The following is a 17,218-nucleotide window of genomic DNA, read 5'->3' on the forward strand; positions in this document are numbered from 1 at the left end:
ACTGTGTGTTCTGCAACCCCCGGTCGACGGAGACACGATCCGTCGGCGGCCGAGAAGGAAGACCAATGACGATCTCCAACGTTCCTCCTGCTGTCCACCCGACTGAGACCGCAGGCTCGTCACGACGGCGCACCCGTCGGCCGGCGAACACGTTCGCGCCGTCCCATCGGGGCGACGGCCGGCTCGCCTGGATCCTCATCGCGCCGGCGATGATCGGATTCCTCGTCTTCGCCCTCTACCCGACCCTGCGCGGCATCTACCTGAGCTTCACCGACTTCCGACTGTTGAGCGCACCGAACTGGATCGGCTTCCAGAACTTCGTCGAACTCGCCCAGGACGGCACATTCTGGCAGTCGCTCGGAATCACCGTCTACTTCGTGCTGATCGCCGTCGTCCTCACCCTGGCGGTCTCCCTCCTCACGGCCGCCGTGCTGCACCGCGTGACGAACTCCACGGTTCTGCGCGGCCTGATCATCCTGCCGTTCCTCATCTCGGGTGTGGTCGCCGCCACCGTCTGGTCGTGGATGCTCGACGCTCAGCTCGGCATCGTGAACCAGCTCGTCCACGCTCTCGGAGGCGACGGCATCCGCTTCCTCACCTCGCGGGAGTGGGCGATCCCGTCGCTGGCCTTCATCCAGGTGTGGAAGAACATGGGGTACACCTCGATCATCATCTTCGCCGGAATGCAGACGATCCCGCCCTCGATCTACGAGGCGGGCCGGATCGACGGGGCCAGCGAGCCGAAGATGTTCTTCCGTCTCACGCTTCCGCTGCTCCGGCCCATTCTCGCCCTGGTCGTCGTGCTCAACGTGATCGGCGCGTTCCAGGTCTTCGACATCGTCTCGGTCGCCACGAAGGGCGGGCCGGCCAACGCCTCCAACGTGCTGCAGATGTACATCTACCAGAAGGCGTTCGGACAATTCGACTTCGGATACGCCTCTGCCATGTCGCTGGCGCTGTTCGCCATCCTCATCGTGATCACCTTCGTGCAGATGCGACTGCTGCGCGCGAGCGAATCGGACAACGCATGACGACCGCACCGACCACCGACGCCACGACCGCCACCATGGCCGCGGCGCCCTCCGCCTTCTCCACCAGAACGCCGAGGAAGCGCTCGCGACGACGGCTCACCGCGGGCCGCACGATCGCCTGGGTCTACCTTGCGATCATCGTCGTGGTCACGATCTTCCCGTTCTACTGGATGCTGAGATCCTCCCTCTCGAACAATTTCGCGATGATCGCCAACCCGTCGTCGCCGTTCCCCGTCGGCTTCACCTTCGGGCCGTTCCTCCGTGTGCTCGGTCTGGAAGACTCCCACGAGGCGATCGCCCAGGGCGGTTCAGGCGCGACGGTGCAGATTCTGCACTATCTGGTCAACTCGGTCATCTATGCGACGGTCTCCACCGTGCTGATCGTGTTCTTCTCCCTCATCGCCGCCTATGCGTTCGCGCGGCTCCAGTGGCGCGGTCGGGAACTCGTGTTCTCGCTCTTCCTCGCCGCCCTGATGGTTCCAGGCATCCTCACCCTGCTGCCGAACTTCGTGCTCATCAAAGAGCTCGGACTTCTCAACACCTTCGCCGGGATGATCCTGCCCGGCGCCCTCTTCTCCGCCTTCAACATCTTCTTCCTCCGGCAGTTCATGCTGGGCCTCTCAACCGAGATCGAAGAGGCGGCGCTCATCGACGGTGCGGGGAAGCTCCGCATCCTGTTCCGGTTGACGATCCCGATGACCAGCGGGCCGATCATCACTCTTTCGATCCTCGGCTTCATCGGGGTGTGGAACGACTACTTCTGGCCGTTGCTCGTCACCTCCGACGCCAGTGTGCAGCCGTTGACACTCGGCCTCGCCGTCTTCAAGCAGTCGTCGCCGCAGACGCAGCCGGACTGGGCCGGGCTGATGGCGGCGACCCTCGTGGCGGCGCTGCCCATGCTCATCCTGTTCATGGCCTTCGGAAAGCGGATCGTGAATTCGATCGGATTCTCGGGGCTCAAATGACCGACGACACCCTTCGGCTCGCGTGGCGGAGACCCGCCGACAGCTGGGAGCAGGCCATCCCCCTCGGCGACGGCCTGCTCGGCGCCATGGTCTTCGGCGGCTCCGACGGCCGCTATCAGGTGAACGATTCGACGGTGTGGTCGGGAACCCCGCAGACACCGGCAGACGCGCTCCGGCGGGTGGTCGGGGGCGGTGCCGGCCCGGACCGCCTTCTCGCGGTGCGGGAGGCGCTCACGGCAGGCGACCTCGACGAAGCCGAGCGACTGCTGCTGAGCTTCGAGGGCGACTACAGCCAGGAGTTCCTGCCGTTCGTCGATCTCTTCGTCGGGATCCCCGGAGCGACACCGACAGTGGGAGTGCCGGCCCGGGTGCTCGACCTCGACCGGGCGATCGTCCAAGAACGGTTGACGGTCGGCACCGCGCAGGTTCGACGGGTCTCTCGTATCGACGCGAAGACGCTCGTCATCACCATCGACTCTGACGAGCCGCTCCCGGATGTGCGCATCCGCCTGGCGACCCCGCTCCGCGAGCTCGGCCGCCGAGCTGCGGAGGGGATCCTGGGGCTCGATATCGCCATCCCCATCGATGGCGCACCCCTGCACGAACAATCCGTCGTCCCCCCGCGCCGTTACGCGGACGCGGACGACGGCGGCTATGACGGCTTCGCTTCCGCGGTTCTCGCGGTGCGGAGTGACGGCATGACGGAGTCGGACGAATCCGGTCTGACGATCCGTCACGCCGGCCGGCTGCTGATCGCCCTCTCGTCGTCGACCCGCGCTGAGTCGTGGTGGGCCGGCGCGGACGACGAGTGGCGGAGCGTCTCGCGTGAGACGATCCGGAACCGGGCTCGGGAGCGCGCGCTCGGCGCGTTCGCCGAGAACGCCTCCCCGGCCGCGAGCGACACTTCAGCGTGTCGTCCGGCGGCGGCACGGTTCGCGATCGGCGGCAGGCGCGGGGGCTGTTGGGACGTGGAGGGGGACGTCCTCCGCGGTGCCGACGACTCGCTCCGGGCGACGGTTGCGGCCGAGTACGGCCGCTATCTGCTCGAGTCGTCGTCGCGGCCAGGCGGACCGGCCGCGAACCTCCAGGGCATCTGGAACGGCGAACTCCGACCGGCCTGGTCTTCGAACTACACGATCAACATCAACACACAGATGAACTATTGGGCGGCCGGACCCCTCGGGCTCACCGAAGCCGCGGAACCGCAGATCGCCCTCGTCGAGCGCATCGCGCGCACCGGGGGTGACGTTGCTCGCGAGCTCTACGGCGCCCGTGGCTGGGTCGCGCACCACAACAGCGACTTCTGGGGGTGGAGCCTTCCGGTCGGCATGGGGCACGGCGCCCCGAGCTGGGCGATCTGGATGATGGGCGGGGTCTGGCTCTGCCATTCACTGTGGGATCAGTACGAGTTCACCGGCGACACGGCACTGCTGCGCGACCGGATCTGGCCGCTGCTGCGGGGCGCCACCGCGTTCTGCCTCGACTGGCTCCAGGTCGGAGCGGACGGCACCGCCTTCCTCGCCCCGTCCACCTCGCCGGAGAACATGTACCGGGATGGAGACGGGCGCGCCAGGGCCCTCGGGCTGACGGCGACGATGGACCTCGAGCTCATCGCTGCGCTCTTCCAGCGTGCGCTTCGTGCGATCGACACGGTCGACGCCGGCGATCCGCTGCGCGGCGAGATCGAGGCAGCCCTCGCAACCATCCCCTTGCCCCCCGTCGGCAGCGACGGGCGGTTGCGCGAATGGTCGGCCGACGTCGAGGATGCCGAGCCGGGGCATCGCCACCTCTCGCCCCTCGTGGGCCTGCATCCGCTCGATCTCATCACACCGCGCGCCACTCCGGAGCTCGCCGAGGCGGCACGGCGATTCCTCGACGCGCGCGGCCCGGGGGCGATGGGCTGGTCCTGGGCGTGGAAGATCGCCCTGCGCGCCAGGCTCGGCGACGGAGACATCGCCGCCGACCTGCTGATGCAGGCCCTCACCCCCTTCGACGGCGACTCGCTTCGGCACGGACCGGTCGACGGATCGGAGTGGGGAGGACTCCTCCCCAATCTGTTCAGTACCCACCCGCCGTTCCAGATCGACGGCAACCTCGGCTTCCCCGCGGCTATCGCCGAACTCCTGCTGCAGAGTCACGACGGTGGCATAGACCTCCTCCCCGCACTGCCGTCGGCGTGGCCCCTCGGCCACGTCGACGGTCTCCGCGCGCGCGGAGGGCTCGCCGTCGACCTGACCTGGTCCGACGGTCGGCTCGACGAAGCCGTGCTTCACAATCTGCGTCCGGAGCCGTGCCAGGTGCTTGTGAGGTACGGCGCCACGGACATCGACGTTCAGATCCCCGGAACGGGGACCTACGTCGTCACGAACCCACCACACCACCCCCATCCCGACACCGACGAAGGTGTCCGGGCAATCACAGTGAGGAACTCATGAAAAAGCTCCGCATCATCGCCGGCATCGCCGCCGCCGCGCTTGCGACCGTCGGGTTGGCGGCCTGCTCGTCCGACAACGCCTCCGGTGGAAAAGTGACCGTCAACTGGTGGACCTGGGACGATCACCAGGCGGCCAACTACGCGCTGTGCATCCCGGGATTCGAAAAGGCGAACCCCGACATCACGGTCAAGATCTCGCAGTACAACGTGAACGACTACTTCACGAAGCTGACCGCCGGTTTCGTCTCCGGCACCGCACCGGACGCGTTCCAGAACAGCGTCCCGCTGCTCGGTCAGTACGCCGGGCAGAAGCAGATCATGCCCCTCGATGATCTGATCAAGAAGTCGAACTTCGACATGAGCACGTTCAACATCGGCGTCGACTCCTGGAAGTACACCGACGGCAAGCAGTACGGCATCCCGCTGGACTGGGCCGGCGCGGCGATCTACTTCAATGAAGACATGGTCAAGGCGGCCGGCCTCACCGACGACCAGATCAAGAACATGACCTGGAACCCTGACGACGGTGGGACCTTCGACAAAATCGTCGCCCATCTGACCGTCGACAAGAACGGCAAGCGCGGCGATGAGCCCGGTTTCGACAAGAACAACGTGAAGACTTACGGCATCGGCACCCTCGCCGCGGGCGACTTCAACGGTCAGACCTCCTGGAACCCGTTCGTCACCACGCTCGGTTGGAAGCTCGGGGGTGACGTGAAGGCGTGGCCGAAGCAGCTCCCGTTCGACGACCCCCGCCTGGCGAAGACGCTCGACTACATCCGCACCCTCGGCGACCGCGGCCTGATGCCGAAGTTCGGTCAGTTCACCGTCTCCTCGGCCGAACAGATGGGCGCAGGGCAAGTGGCGATGGCCCAGGACGGAACCTGGAACGCCACGACGCTGACGAAGGTCCCCGGCCTCAAGGTCGGCATCGCGCCGACCGTGGAGGGCCCGGACGGGCGTGGGATGATCAGCAACTCGAACGCGAACAACATCTACGTCGGAACCAAGCACGTCGACCAGACCTGGAAGTGGGTCTCCTACATGGGCACCGTCGGCTGCCAGACCATCGCCGGAAAGACGGCGACCTTCCTGCCTTCGATCGCGCAGGCGCTGCAGGCGACCGTCGATGCTCAGAAGGCCGAGGGTGTCGACATCTCCAGCTTCGTCGAGGCGCTGAAGGGCGGCGAGCTCTACCCGGCGCCCCCGACCGCCAACGGACAGGAGCTCGTGGACACACTGCAGCCGATGTTTGAGGCATTCTTCAATGGGGAGGGCGACACCTCCTTCCTGAAGTCGGCGCAGGAGAAGTCGAAAGAGATCCTGTCCAAGAAGTAGGCAGCACTCCGAGGTCGGCGGGCGAGGGCGCATCCCTCGCCCGCCGACCCGATGAAAGGCGCACGATGAACGATGAGATGAAGACGCGCACAGTGCTGCTCGATTCGTTGTCCGACGCGGCGACACGCGTGTTCACGACCATCCTGACGCGCAGCCCCATCAGCAGAATCGACGTCGCCCGGCTCACCGGGCTCTCTCAGGGCGCAGTGACGAGAGCGGTGGCCCCTCTCGCAGCCGCCGGACTGGTCAACGACTCGCTCGACCCGACGCTCACCGGGCTGCCGGGGCGGCCGGTCAGCCCGGTCGCGGTCGTCGCCGAGGCCGTCGTGGCTTTGGGGGTCAAGGTGAACGCCGACGAGCTCATCGGGGTCGCCACCGACGTCACCACTCGCACCATCCTCTCCGACCGGCTGCCGCTGACCTCCCATGACCCCGCGGCCGTCATCGACGCCATCGTGACGATCTGCTCACGGCTGCAGGGGAGGCTCGGTGCCCTCGGATCGCGCCTGGCGTGCATCGGGGTCGCCGTCTCCGGCGACGTCGACATGACCTCGGGGGTCGTCCGCGACTCGGCTCTGATGAACTGGCGCAGCGTCGACCTCGGCGCCGCCCTGGCGGAACGCCTGGACCAGCGCATCGTCGTCGAGAACGACGTGCGCGCGCTCACGATCGGTGAGCACTGGTTCGGTGTCGGCCTGGGCACCAGCTCGTTCGCCATCGTCACCATCGGCCGGGGGATCGGAAGCGGCCTCCACCTCAACGGCGAGGTCGTCGAAGGTGCATACGGGGTGGCCGGTGAGATCGGACATCTGCCGCTCACCTCGCCCGACAGGATCTGCGCTTGCGGTCGTCGCGGCTGCGTCGAGGCGGTCGCCGCGACGAGCGCCATCGTGGCCGTCGTCTCCGAAGCCCACGGCCGGAGCGTCTCCATCGACGAGGCAGTCGAGCTCGGCCGCCGGGGCGACCCCGCCGCCGTCGCCGCCTTCGCCGAAGCGGGTCAGGTCATCGGCGCAGCCATCGCCAGCCTCGTCAACCTGGTGGGACCGGAACTGGTCATCATCGGCGGCGAGGGCGTGGCGAACTTCGACCTCCTCGAGACCTCGCTCCGTCGGTCATACGCGGAGCACGTCTTCGCCTCGGCCGACCGGTGTCGCATCGTCGTGCGGCCGCACACCTTCGAAGACTGGGCGCGCGGCGCGGCCGCCACCGCGATCCGCTCGTTGGTCGTCTAGACGCGTTCGGGGCGAGGGGCGACCCACGAGCCGTCGAGCACCGACGGATGCGGGCGGTAGAGCCGGAGCGTGTAGTTCCACCCCGGCATGATGGGCAAGGCGTTCGGTGTCCCCTCCGGATGCTCGCCGAAGTGCACGGTGACACTTCCGTCGGCATCGGGCACCGCGGTGAGGCTGTTGATGCTGTTCACGCCGAGCGCATTGGGTTCGAAGTAGCCGGCCGCGTTGTACAGCGACACCGACCAGAATGCGTCGACCGGCACGTCGGCGAGGCGCAGCCGATAGTCGGCGACGGGCAGGCCTTCGTCGACACTGATATAGGTGGCCTCGTACTCGGGCAGGCCGCCCCACCCGCCGGCGGCACCGAGCAGGTGCCTGACGGGGTCGACCTCGGCGCTCGTGCCGAAGGCGTGGTCGTAGGTCGAGACGCCGCGCCCGAGCGCGAGGAGCGCGTCGCGGGTCTCCGTCTGCGAAGACTCGTCGTAGTCGGGCAGCGGAAAGGCTCCCGTGCCGCCGCCGGTGAGAAGCAGGCCGTCTTGCAGGCGGTTGACCTCGGCGACGTCAGCGGCGTCGTTCGGGTCGACGAGGATGCGCGCGAGGAGCGCTGCGAAGTCGGTGCCGACCAGCTCGGGGGTGAGCCGGTGCTCTCCCGGTTCGCGCAGGATGAGCGGGATGAAGTGATCCTGGCTGACGACAGCGACGGAGATGTACCGCCCGCCGGTGTCTGGCAGGGTGACCGTGACGCCGTCGCGCACATCGACGATCACGCTGCTGTAGAGGGTGTCGCGGTTCTGCCGGATGATGGGCTGATCGTCGAGACCCTTCAACCCGCGGGTGTGGTTCCACCGGCCGAGGCCGGCGCCGGCGGCGAGCCGGGAGAACATGAGGTCGGATTCAGCGCGAACGAAGTTGAGAACGGTGACCTTCATGACAGTGCCTTCGCTTTCAGTTGCTCGAACTCTTCGGTGCTGATCGTACCGGCCTCGCGGAGCGCGGCGGCGGCGGCGATCTCTTCGGCCGGGGTCTTCCCCGCCACGTCTCGGATGTACGACTGCGCGGCATCCTCAGCCTCGCGCGCCGCCGTGCTGCTGCGCGCGGCCATCCCCTGCCCGCGGGCGACCAGGTAGACGAGCGCGGTGAGGAAGGGCAGGAAGACCAGGAAGATCACCCAGAGGGCCTTCCACCAGCCGCTCAGCCCACGGTCGCGGAACAGGTCGCCGATGATCGCGAACAGCGCGAACAGGTAGCCGATGAAGACGGTCGCCCAGAGCATCCAGCCGAGGATCTCCCAGAAGTACATATCCGTTGATGTCCATTTCTGTCGGTGCGGGCGCGGGCGCACGCATTCGGTTCGTCGCTGCAAGTCTTGTCAGATTCGGCGGGCCGGAATCCCGGTCTCATCCTCGGCGGATGAGATCGGCGGTCATACTTGCTCCCCGCCGGGGATGTGCGCCGATATCGTGGGGGCATGATCGGAGCTGTGCGTCAGGAGATCGCTTCCAGCGAACCCGACCAGGTGGTCGCCGTCCTCCGGAGGAACTGGCTCCGCCTCCTTCTGGAATCCCACACCGGCGAGCTCGAGCAGCTCTGCCTCGACGCTCCCGACCCGCGCGACCCGCACATCCTGCTCATCCGGGCGTGCTGCCGTGACCTCCTCGGCGACTCCTACGGGGCGACCTTCCTCCGTGGCCAAGGGATGCGTGTCGCCCCCGACGACTTCGTCGCCTGCTTCACTGATCTCCTGCTCGCTGCGGACGGTCCCGCCAAGGCCGCGCTCGCCGACCGCGCACGGCGCGCGCTCACGCAGTGCGGGCCCGACGATGACTACCCTTCCGCGCTGTTCCTGCTCGGTTGGACGGAGGTCCGGCTCCGCCGTGATTTCGCCGGCGCGATCGGCCTGCTCCGCTCGGCTGCGGAGGAGGCCCGCCTCCACGGTCATGCGGAGACGTTCCGCCTCGCTCAATCCAATCTGGCGTTCGCGCTCACCCACGCCGGCCTGTTCACCGAGGCTGAGAAGGTTCTGGATGCGCTCCCGACCGCTCCGGCCACCTCCGATTGGGATCGTTTCGAGGGCGGCCTCCGGGAGGCGAATCGGGGGAGCATCGCCTACTGGCGCGGCGACTTCGATGAGGCCGTCGCCCAGCTCGACTCGATCATCGTCGAGGGGAGCCCCGGCTCCAACTTCGAAGCTCTCGCCCGCCTGTACCTCGTGATGAGTCTCGTCGCTGTGGGGAGGACGGAGCGCTACTACGCCGCGGCCGAGCTGCTCCAGGGCGTGAGCAAGAGCGACAAGCACGGCATTCCGTGGGACACCCTGCGGCGCGTCGCATCGGCCTGGCTCGCCTACGCCGAAGGGCAGGCCGAGCGTGCGCTGAGCATCGCCGCGCCCGCGCTCACCCACACGGGTGCCGCGGTCGCGCATGCTCTCCTCGCCGAGCTCTACCGGAGAATGGGCGAGACCACTCTCGCGGCCCAAGCCCTCCGGCTCGCCTCGTCGACCGCACTGCCGCGCTACGCCCTGGTGAGCACGCTCGTCACCTCGGCCGCGCTCCGCGCCACCGCCGGCCACGGGCCGCACGCACACGAACAACTCGACCGGGCACTCGAGGCCGCGACCCCCGAGCGGCTCATCGCCCCCTTCCTCGCCGCCGACAGCGTCATCGGCGATCTGCTCGGTGCGCACGTCCACCGCGGCTCACGGCATCAGGAACTCCTGCACACCATCCTCGAACGGCGTGGCCGGCTCTCTCAGCTGCACACCGGGATCCTGACCCGGCGAGAAAAGGATGTCCTCGCGTGCTTGCGCACGACGATGACCGCCGACGAGATCGCCACCCACCTCGGCATGGCCTACCCCACCGTGAAGACGCACATCCGCTCCATCTACCGGAAGCTCGGCGTCACCACGAGACGAGCGGCCGTCCACGCCGCCGGCGCGCGAGATGCAGGTTAGAGACCAGCCGGGATGCGCCCCCGCGCCGCGAGACGGACGACGCTCTAGCCGTTGAATGCCCGGTCGAAGCTGTCTGCACCGAGGGCTTTGAGCACGCTGGTGCGGACCTCGGGGCAGCTCGTTCGTGAGGCGTCATCCAGGTCGGCCGCGGTTCGGGGCTTCTGCTCGGCGTGGGTGTCGAGCCAGCTTGCGAACTCGATGGACAGGTCTGCGAGGGCCCCGGCGGTCGAGCCGTCCGTCGACAGCCGAGGTTCGAGTCCGGTCAGGAGCGCGCAGAAGTCTGCACCGTTCACCGGATTGCCGCCCGCCGCCGGGGCCGACGAGGCGGTGGTGGCCGCATCCGCCGCCGCCCGGGATGCGGGGGCGGAACCGGCGGGAGGGGACGAGGCCGCGCATCCGGAGAGGAGCAGTGCGGCGACGGCCAGAACGGCCAGAACGGCCAGGCGTGGGTTCAGGGATCTCCTGCGGCGGCTCATCGCGGCACTCTCTGTTCACGAGTGGATCTGCGCGCCAGTCCGGTCAGAATCAGACCTCCGACGAAGGCGAACAGACCGGCCCCGGCGGCGGGCAAGGTCAGCTCGAGGCCCGTGTTCGCCAGCTCCGTCGCGGCGACGGCGGAGGGGTCCGCGGGCGAGGGCTGCGGGTCTGCTGGAGCACTGCCGGGCGGAGTGGTGCCGGGCGGGGCGGTGCCGGGCGGGTGGGGTGGATCGGCCGGCACCGTCGCGGTGACGGTTGTGCGAGCGGCGACCGTGTTGTTCGCCGAGTTCGGGTCGGGAGGGTTCGCACTCGAGACGAACGCGTTGTTCGTCAATGTTCCAGCGGCAGTGCCCTCGACCTTGGCGACGATCGTGAAGGTCGATGACGCACCCGCAGCGAAGCCGCCCGGATACGAACAGGTCGCCCCACCGTGACCGCCCACGGCGGGTACCGTCGGGCAGGTCCACCCTGGCGCGACCGTCAGCGAGACGAACGTCGTCTGCGCGTCGAGATTGTCGGTGAAGCTCGTTCCGGTCGCGGCGTCGGGGCCGTTGTTGACGACCAGCGCCGTGTAGGTGATCGTGCCGTTCGCTGCGACGGTGCCGGGGGCGGTCAGCGTCACGGCGAGGTCGGCGGAGGAGGGCTCGATGCTCGTGGAGATCTGTGTGAAGTCGTTGGACGAGACCGGATCGGTCGGAGTGTGGGTCTGCGCTGCCTGATTGGTGATGCCCACCGAGTTGGCTGCGACATGGACGGTGAGGGTGAACGACACGCTCTGCCCGACGGGCAGGGTCGTGGCGGGATCGCTCTGACAGGTGAAGGCACCCACGATGTCGCCGACGGCCCGAGGCTCGCAGCTCCAGCCGGGCGGGATGGTCAGCGACCGGAACGTCGACAGTCCCGTCAGCGAGTCCGTCATGATCAGGTTCGTCGCATCGAGTGGTCCCGCGTTGTGGAGGGTCATCGTATAGGCGATGTCGACGTTCGCCGGGGTCGACGCCGGACCGGACATGGCGATCCCGACGTCGCTGAACGGCACGGCGACCGTGACGGTGATGAAGCCGTTGGGGGAGAGGCACGTTCCGCCCGCATCCGCGACACAATAGGCGATCACGTCGGTGCCGGGAACGTTCGTGCTCGGAGCGTAGGTCAGCGCGCCGTTGGGGGAGAGCGTGCCGACTCCCCGGCTGAACGTTCCGCCCACCAGTTTCGCGATCGCGCCGGGCGGCACATCGGTGTCGTTGGCGAGCACACCGGGTGCGCCGACGGAGAGCGTCTGACCGACCTGGATGGTGTACGCATCACTGACGGCGACGGGAGCCGAAGCGGCGGCGGCCTGCGGGATGCGAGCGAGGCCGAGTCCGGCCGCTGCGGCCGGGGCCGAAGCGCAAGCGAAGCCGACGGCCATCAGGACGGCGAGGCGGCGGAGCCGTCTTTTTCGCCGAAGCAGGGTGTCTGGCTCGCATCCTGGGCCTCATCTCACACGCGATCGCGGGCATTCGGGTGGGCGCGGATCCGGTCGAACCCTTCCGAAGAGTAGGAGCATCCGGACCATGCCGCAATCTTTCATGCATATAATGCAACCCATGACGTCAGCCGGGGGAGCGTACTCGTCGCTGGCCAGAGGGCTGGAAGTCCTCGAAGCGATCGGCTCGGGCGAGCGGAGCGTCGCCTCGCTGAGCAGGAGGTTCGAACTCGATCAATCGGCCATGTCGAGACTCGTCGCCTCCCTGGAGGCGGGTGGCTGGGTCACCCGTGCCGAGAACGGACCCGTTCTGGGGCCTCGCGCCGCCGTGCTCGGCGCGGGGAGTGCGCAGCGCAGCCTCTCTCGCCGGGCAGAACGCCTGACGCACGTCATCTCCGGGCTCACCGGCTGCGACGCGGTCGCGAGTGTCCTCAGCGGAAGCCGAGGCTACTACCTCGCCGTCTCGAAGGGGCCGGAAGACCTCTACGACTACGTGCCGGTTTTCGACCCGGCCCCGGTCTGGGCGAGTGCGGTGGGTCAGGTCATGGCCTCCCAGCTCGAGGACGAGGCGGCGCTGGCCCTCCTCCCGCCCGATCCGCTGCCGGCGACGGGCCCGAACACCATCACCACCGCGAGTCGTTTCCGCGACAGGCTGCAGCGGATCAGAGAACAGGGGAGCCTCATCGAGGTCGAGGAGTACCTTCCCGGGTTCGCCTGCCTGGCGGTGCCGTGGCCGGGCGCTCTCCCGCTCCAGGGGGCACTCGCCTGCGTCTCCGTCGTGGAACGGATCACGGCCTCGACGGCTCTGATCGAGCGGGTGCTCCGCGCCGCCGCGAAACCGGGCAGTTCGGAACGGACGATCATCGCCGCCGCGGCGGCGCACTAGCCCTCGCGCACCCCGGCGTCGGGTCGGAGCAGACGCGCGAGGTGATCGGCGGCGGTGCGGGAGCCGTCGGCGGCGCGTTCGCGACGGGCGACGTCGTGTGCCGCCGCCCGGAACCGTGGATCGGCGATGATCGATCGGATCGCTTCGGCGATGACCGCGGATTTCGCGCTCTTCTTCAGGGTGAGGCCGAGTCCTGCATCCTGGATCGCGGAGCCGACCAACGGCTGATCCATCAGCGGGTGCATCGGGATCACCAGACAGGGCACCCCGTTGATCAGCGCCTTCATCGTCGTGGAATGTCCGCCGTGCGACACGACCAGATCGACGGTGGGCATGATCGCGGTGTGATCGGCGAACTCGACCACACTCACGTTCGCCGGCGGCGAGAGCTGCTGCGCCGTCGCCATACCGCCGGTCGTGACGATGGCGTCGACCGGAAGGAGCGAGAGGGCGGAGACGATCCGGCGGTAGACCTCGACCTGTCCCGGAAACCAGGTCGTGCTCAGACTCACCAGCACTCTCGGCCGTTCGGGGTGCTCCGATTCGCCGACCGCATTCGCGTTCGGTTCGGTCGGGCATACCCGTCCGGCGGCAGGTCCTCGGAGAGCGCCTGAATGTCGTATTCACAGGAGTATCGGTGGCCGTCCTGGGCGGTGTAGCTCATCGGGATGGAGGCGAGAGTCACCGGGTCCCCGGCGTGCGTGATTCCCTTGCTGTTGATGTAGATTCCGCCCAACGCGGTGGCAGCGGTGAGCGCGAGCGCGCCCGGTCCCACCACGGGGACCCAGAGCAGGCGCCGCTTCGTACGTGGACGTGGAGCAGTGCCGGCGGCGACAGCGGCTTCCGTCTCCCCACCAGGGCGATGGCTTCCGCACGCACGGCCTCGTGGGCCGCTAGGGAATGCGGGGCCGCGTCCCGTAAGAGGTCGTCTAGTGTCGATGTCGTTGCTTCTCAATCCTTCCTCAGTCCGCAGAAGCGGACACCGTCACTAACGGCATGGCCGGAACCGGCGGAAGTGTCGCAGTCGATCAAGAACTCAATCGAAAATGAGCATCGGCCGTCCCCGAAAGACGTGCCATAGGTTGCTGCAAGCAACAGCCACCTTCCGGCGGTCTTTGCACGCTCGGCTCCCACGCCAAGTGGAGGCCTGTTGATAAGTGGACACGCGCAACGCCGGTGCATTGTGCGCTCAGGATTGGGAATTCGGGCGCGAAGTCCCGGTACGGCCAGCATGCTGATGCGTACGGGAAAATGCCTAGTGTCACTTACCCAATTCACGTGAATACGTACTGGTCGGGCGCGTGAAAAGTCATCAATGGTGATTGGAATGTCGGCGCCGACGCGAGCTGTCAATGTCTGTGGCCCCCGGTAAAATTCTGGTGTGGGCAAAAAAGTTTGAAAACACTACATGTAGTGGAATGACAAGAGTGTCATTAGGGTTATATAGTGGGTGAACACCGCGCAAAGCGGTGGCAACGAGACTTCTAGGGGAGGCCATCATGGACTACGAAAACAGCGACAGCGTTGGCGGCTACTCGGTTCCCGTCGACCCCATGGACCTGCTGCAGTGCGACAGCTGCCAGTAAGGCGCTAGCACCGAGCACGAGAACCCCGGCGGCCCTTCGGCCGTCGGGGTTCTCCCGTTTCCAGGGCCGGCCTTCCCCAGCGGCCGTCCGTAGAATGGGTCGGGTGCCAGTGAACCCAGAACTTGTGGGGCGGGAGTTCCCGCCCACTGCGCCCTACCTTGTGGGGCGCGAGAAGGTGCGCGAGTTCGCGCGTGCCGTCTACGCCACCGACCCGATCAGCTTCGAGGTGGCGGCCGCGCAGGCCGCCGGCCACGCCGACCTCGTTGCCCCGCCGACATTCGCCGTGGTGGTGCAGGAGCAGACGCTCGCCCAGCTGCTGGCTGAACCCGATGCGGGAATCGACTTCAGCCGGGTGGTGCACGGCGACCAGCGGTTCACCTTCACCCGACCGATCGTCGCCGGCGACGAACTCACCGCCACCCTCCGTGTGGCGAGCGTCAAGACGCTCGGAGCGCACGCGATGGTGACCGCCGAATCCGTGATCGTCGACGCCGCTGGTGCGCACGTCGTCACCGCGATCTCCACCCTTGTCGTTCGAGGAGACGAGTGATGCCCGACTTCGACACCCTCACCGTCGGCGACGTGATCGCCGAACGAAGCTACGAGCTCCGCCGCGACTCCCTCGTGCGCTACGCGGGCGCATCCGGGGACTTCAACCCCATCCACTACCGCGACGACGTCGCCACCTCGGTGGGGCTACCCGGCGTGATCGCACACGGGATGCTCACGATGGGTCTCGCCGTGCAGCCGGTCGTCGACTGGGCGGGAGATCCGGCCCGGGTGGCCGACTACCAGGTGCGGTTCACCCGCCCGATCGTTGTCGACCCGGCCGTCGGCGCCACCGTCTCGGTCACAGCGAAGATCGGCCAGCTGGATGCGGAGGCGCGGGCCGCCCGCGTGGACCTCACCGTACAATTCGACGGTCAGACGGTGCTCGGCAAGGCGCAGGTGCGCGTCACGTTCGACCGATGACCGGCGTCGCCGCCCCCGCCCTCGCCACCCTGACGACGCTGCAGGTGGGCGGTGTTCCCGAGCGGTTCATCGAACCGTTCAGGCGTGACGAGCTGATCGAAGCGGTTCGGAACGTGTGGGCCGACGGCGACGACTGGCTGCTGCTCGGCGGCGGCTCGAACACCGTCGCCGGCGACGACGGCTTCGAGGGCACCGTGATCCACCTCGTCACCCGCGGCATCGAACGGCTCGACGCACCGGCCGGCCGGGTGCGGCTGCGGGTGCAGGCGGGCGAGCCGTGGGATGCGCTTGTCGCGTTCACCGTGCGCAACGGCTGGTCGGGCGTCGAAGCCCTCTCCGGAATCCCGGGATCCACTGGTGCCGCGCCGGTCCAGAACATCGGCGCCTACGGGCAGGAACTGGAGTCGGCACTGCTCGGCGTGGAGTTCCTCGACGAGGCGACCGGTGGCATCCGACGGCTAGGCCGGGCCGAACTCGGGCTCGGGTACCGCACCTCTGTGCTCAAGCGGGGGATGCGCGGCGTCGTCCTCTCGGTCGACCTCGAACTGACCGACGGCAACGAGCCCGGCGGAATGGGCGCCCCGCTCAGCGCGCCGATCGGGTACTCGCAGCTCGCCGACTCGCTCGGTGTCGTGCTCGGGTCGCGGGTGCCGGTCGCCGAACTCCGACGTTCGGTTCTCTCACTACGCGCCGCCAAAGGGATGGTGCTCGACCCGCGTGACCCCGACACGGCGAGTGCCGGATCGTTCTTCACCAACCCGATCGTCTCCGAGAATTTCGCGCGCTCCCTGCCGTCGAACGCCCCTCGCTGGCCGGTGACGCCTCCCGAGCCGGACACGGTGCTGGGGCTGAACGGCGGCGGGGTCTACCCGGATGAGATCCCGCGCTTGGCCGGCGGGCCGTACTCGGTGAAGCTCAGTGCGGCGTGGCTGATCGAGCAGTCGGGCATCCGTCGGGGGTTCGCGTTGCCGGGGTCGCAGGCGGCCATCTCGACCAAGCACACGCTCGCGATCACCAACCGCGGTGGGGCGACGGCCTCCGAAATCGTGCAGCTGGCCTCGTATGTGCAGGCGCGGGTGCAGTCCGAGTTCGGGGTGCTGCTGCATCCCGAACCGCTCCTCGTCGGCGTCGTGCTCTAGCTCCCTAGAATGGCCACATGGCCGCCACCACCACCCGCACGCTCGTGCTCGGGGTCGTGCGGTTGTTCGCCCCCGCCAACGGGTACCAGCTGCGGCGGGAGCTGCTGTCGTGGAACGTCGACTCCTGGGCAAACGTCAACCCCGGCTCGATCTACTCGATGCTCGCCACGCTCTCCAAACAGGGGATGATCGAGGCCCATGCCGTTCCGGACGGTGCGCGGGCGGTCACCGTATACACGATGACGGAGCCGGGCGGTCTCGAACTGGACCGCCTCATCCGTGACGGGCTCAGTACGGTGTCGGCGATGGATCCGAGCGCGTTCCGCGTGGCCCTCAGTTTCGCGCCGCTGGTGTCGCGAGCCGACTTCCTGGAGCTACTCACCGGGCGTCTCGACGCGGTCCGTCGTGGCGCTGGCGGTCTGAAGGCCGAGGCGGCCACGATCCTCGACGTGCGCTCGGCGCCGCCGCATGTGGGCTATTCGCTCGACCTGGAAGCGCGGATGCTGCAGACCGAGGCCGAGTGGATCGTCGACCTGCTCGAGGTCGTGCGCGGCGGCGGACTGGATTTCGCGGGCGAGCCGGAGACCTGGATGGCCCCGACCGACGACGCCGGCTGGGAGATGGTACGCGAGAGTGCACGCTACCGCGAACAGCTCGAACGGATGGATTCGTCGCCGCGCAAGGCGTAGTCTCGCCGTTCCGGTGGTGGAGCAGACACTCTTGACAGTCATTGTTCAAAA

Annotated in this window: 16 protein-coding genes; 11 read left to right on the forward strand and 5 right to left on the reverse strand. The window is 67.9% G+C overall.

All coding sequences use genetic code 11. From position 1 onward, the window contains the following. The first annotated feature begins 65 nt into the window (after positions 1-65). The 5 genes from K5L49_RS15520 to K5L49_RS15540 all read left to right on the forward strand — a co-directional run bounded on the left by K5L49_RS15520 (position 66) and on the right by K5L49_RS15540 (position 7,000). Complete coding sequence (locus K5L49_RS15520) at positions 66-1,031, forward strand: carbohydrate ABC transporter permease (RefSeq protein WP_223694113.1); 966 nt, start codon at positions 66-68, stop codon at positions 1,029-1,031. Beyond that, the gene (locus tag K5L49_RS15525) at positions 1,028-1,996 is read left to right on the forward strand and encodes a carbohydrate ABC transporter permease (RefSeq protein ID WP_223694115.1); all 969 of its coding nucleotides are present in this window, start codon (positions 1,028-1,030) and stop codon (positions 1,994-1,996) included. The genes K5L49_RS15520 and K5L49_RS15525 overlap by 4 nt, the downstream gene beginning before the upstream one ends. Next, positions 1,993-4,431 carry a glycosyl hydrolase family 95 catalytic domain-containing protein gene (locus K5L49_RS15530; protein WP_223694117.1) on the forward strand — a complete coding sequence of 813 codons (2,439 nt, stop codon included), beginning with the start codon at positions 1,993-1,995 and terminating at the stop codon, positions 4,429-4,431. Before K5L49_RS15525 ends, K5L49_RS15530 begins: the two co-directional genes overlap by 4 nt. Next, the gene (locus K5L49_RS15535; protein WP_223694118.1) at positions 4,428-5,768 is read left to right on the forward strand and encodes an ABC transporter substrate-binding protein; all 1,341 of its coding nucleotides are present in this window, start codon (positions 4,428-4,430) and stop codon (positions 5,766-5,768) included. The genes K5L49_RS15530 and K5L49_RS15535 overlap by 4 nt, the downstream gene beginning before the upstream one ends. Before the next feature lie 65 nt (positions 5,769-5,833). After that, positions 5,834-7,000: an ROK family transcriptional regulator gene (locus tag K5L49_RS15540; protein WP_223694120.1), complete on the forward strand. Its 1,167-nt coding sequence runs from the start codon at positions 5,834-5,836 to the stop codon at positions 6,998-7,000. On the opposite strand, the gene K5L49_RS15545 is transcribed toward K5L49_RS15540, so the two are convergent. Beyond that, a complete protein-coding gene (locus tag K5L49_RS15545; protein WP_223694122.1) occupies positions 6,997-7,929 on the reverse strand; it encodes a DUF1214 domain-containing protein in 933 nt (310 codons plus the stop codon). The two genes, K5L49_RS15540 and K5L49_RS15545, sit on opposite strands and share 4 nt — an antisense overlap. Then, positions 7,926-8,300: a PLDc N-terminal domain-containing protein gene (locus K5L49_RS15550; protein ID WP_223694124.1), complete on the reverse strand. Its 375-nt coding sequence runs from the start codon at positions 8,298-8,300 to the stop codon at positions 7,926-7,928. Before K5L49_RS15550 ends, K5L49_RS15545 begins: the two co-directional genes overlap by 4 nt. A gap of 168 nt (positions 8,301-8,468) precedes the next feature. Here K5L49_RS15550 and K5L49_RS15555 point away from each other — a divergent pair, with 168 nt between their 5' ends. Further along, positions 8,469-9,953: a helix-turn-helix transcriptional regulator gene (locus tag K5L49_RS15555; RefSeq protein ID WP_223694126.1), complete on the forward strand. Its 1,485-nt coding sequence runs from the start codon at positions 8,469-8,471 to the stop codon at positions 9,951-9,953. 44 nt (positions 9,954-9,997) lie between these two features. On the opposite strand, the gene K5L49_RS15560 is transcribed toward K5L49_RS15555, so the two are convergent. Beyond that, positions 9,998-10,429 (reverse strand): hypothetical protein, encoded by a 432-nt coding sequence (locus K5L49_RS15560; RefSeq protein ID WP_223694127.1) that lies wholly within the window; start codon positions 10,427-10,429, stop codon positions 9,998-10,000. Beyond that, on the reverse strand, positions 10,426-11,838 hold the full coding sequence (locus K5L49_RS15565; RefSeq protein WP_223694129.1) for an Ig-like domain-containing protein: 1,413 nt from the start codon (positions 11,836-11,838) through the stop codon (positions 10,426-10,428). Before K5L49_RS15565 ends, K5L49_RS15560 begins: the two co-directional genes overlap by 4 nt. 178 nt (positions 11,839-12,016) lie before the next feature. On the opposite strand from K5L49_RS15565, the gene K5L49_RS15570 reads away from it, so the two are divergent. After that, a complete protein-coding gene (locus tag K5L49_RS15570) occupies positions 12,017-12,781 on the forward strand; it encodes an IclR family transcriptional regulator (RefSeq protein ID WP_223694131.1) in 765 nt (254 codons plus the stop codon). On the opposite strand, the gene K5L49_RS15575 is transcribed toward K5L49_RS15570, so the two are convergent. Beyond that, positions 12,778-13,293 carry a glycosyltransferase gene (locus K5L49_RS15575; protein ID WP_223694133.1) on the reverse strand — a complete coding sequence of 172 codons (516 nt, stop codon included), beginning with the start codon at positions 13,291-13,293 and terminating at the stop codon, positions 12,778-12,780. The two genes, K5L49_RS15570 and K5L49_RS15575, sit on opposite strands and share 4 nt — an antisense overlap. Before the next feature lie 1,177 nt (positions 13,294-14,470). Between K5L49_RS15575 and K5L49_RS15580 the strand changes: the two genes are divergently transcribed. The 4 genes from K5L49_RS15580 to K5L49_RS15595 are packed head-to-tail and all read left to right on the forward strand — an operon-like array spanning position 14,471 to position 17,167. After that, a complete protein-coding gene (locus K5L49_RS15580; RefSeq protein WP_223694135.1) occupies positions 14,471-14,917 on the forward strand; it encodes an FAS1-like dehydratase domain-containing protein in 447 nt (148 codons plus the stop codon). Further along, positions 14,917-15,339 carry a MaoC family dehydratase gene (locus tag K5L49_RS15585; RefSeq protein WP_223694137.1) on the forward strand — a complete coding sequence of 141 codons (423 nt, stop codon included), beginning with the start codon at positions 14,917-14,919 and terminating at the stop codon, positions 15,337-15,339. The genes K5L49_RS15580 and K5L49_RS15585 overlap by 1 nt, the downstream gene beginning before the upstream one ends. Continuing rightward, positions 15,336-16,478, forward strand: a complete 1,143-nt coding sequence (locus K5L49_RS15590) for a UDP-N-acetylmuramate dehydrogenase (RefSeq protein WP_223694139.1) — start codon at positions 15,336-15,338, stop codon at positions 16,476-16,478. The genes K5L49_RS15585 and K5L49_RS15590 overlap by 4 nt, the downstream gene beginning before the upstream one ends. Before the next feature lie 17 nt (positions 16,479-16,495). After that, a complete protein-coding gene (locus tag K5L49_RS15595; protein WP_223694141.1) occupies positions 16,496-17,167 on the forward strand; it encodes a PadR family transcriptional regulator in 672 nt (223 codons plus the stop codon). The last annotated feature ends 51 nt before the right edge of the window (positions 17,168-17,218 follow it).

This window comes from Leifsonia poae (assembly GCF_020009625.1).
GTDB classification, from domain to species: Bacteria; Actinomycetota; Actinomycetes; order Actinomycetales; family Microbacteriaceae; genus Leifsonia; species Leifsonia poae_A.

Bases quoted from the DNA above. Each gene is read 5' to 3' on its own strand.
- K5L49_RS15520 (WP_223694113.1), top strand. From the start codon at position 66: ATGACGATCTCCAACGTTCCTCCTGCTGTCCACCCGACTGAGACCGCA.
- K5L49_RS15525 (WP_223694115.1), top strand. From the start codon at position 1,028: ATGACGACCGCACCGACCACCGACGCCACGACCGCCACCATGGCCGCG.
- K5L49_RS15530 (WP_223694117.1), top strand. From the start codon at position 1,993: ATGACCGACGACACCCTTCGGCTCGCGTGGCGGAGACCCGCCGACAGC.
- K5L49_RS15535 (WP_223694118.1), top strand. From the start codon at position 4,428: ATGAAAAAGCTCCGCATCATCGCCGGCATCGCCGCCGCCGCGCTTGCG.
- K5L49_RS15540 (WP_223694120.1), top strand. From the start codon at position 5,834: ATGAACGATGAGATGAAGACGCGCACAGTGCTGCTCGATTCGTTGTCC.
- K5L49_RS15545 (WP_223694122.1), bottom strand. From the start codon at position 7,929: ATGAAGGTCACCGTTCTCAACTTCGTTCGCGCTGAATCCGACCTCATG.
- K5L49_RS15550 (WP_223694124.1), bottom strand. From the start codon at position 8,300: ATGTACTTCTGGGAGATCCTCGGCTGGATGCTCTGGGCGACCGTCTTC.
- K5L49_RS15555 (WP_223694126.1), top strand. From the start codon at position 8,469: ATGATCGGAGCTGTGCGTCAGGAGATCGCTTCCAGCGAACCCGACCAG.
- K5L49_RS15560 (WP_223694127.1), bottom strand. From the start codon at position 10,429: ATGAGCCGCCGCAGGAGATCCCTGAACCCACGCCTGGCCGTTCTGGCC.
- K5L49_RS15565 (WP_223694129.1), bottom strand. From the start codon at position 11,838: ATGGCCGTCGGCTTCGCTTGCGCTTCGGCCCCGGCCGCAGCGGCCGGA.
- K5L49_RS15570 (WP_223694131.1), top strand. From the start codon at position 12,017: ATGACGTCAGCCGGGGGAGCGTACTCGTCGCTGGCCAGAGGGCTGGAA.
- K5L49_RS15585 (WP_223694137.1), top strand. From the start codon at position 14,917: ATGCCCGACTTCGACACCCTCACCGTCGGCGACGTGATCGCCGAACGA.
- K5L49_RS15590 (WP_223694139.1), top strand. From the start codon at position 15,336: ATGACCGGCGTCGCCGCCCCCGCCCTCGCCACCCTGACGACGCTGCAG.
- K5L49_RS15595 (WP_223694141.1), top strand. From the start codon at position 16,496: ATGGCCGCCACCACCACCCGCACGCTCGTGCTCGGGGTCGTGCGGTTG.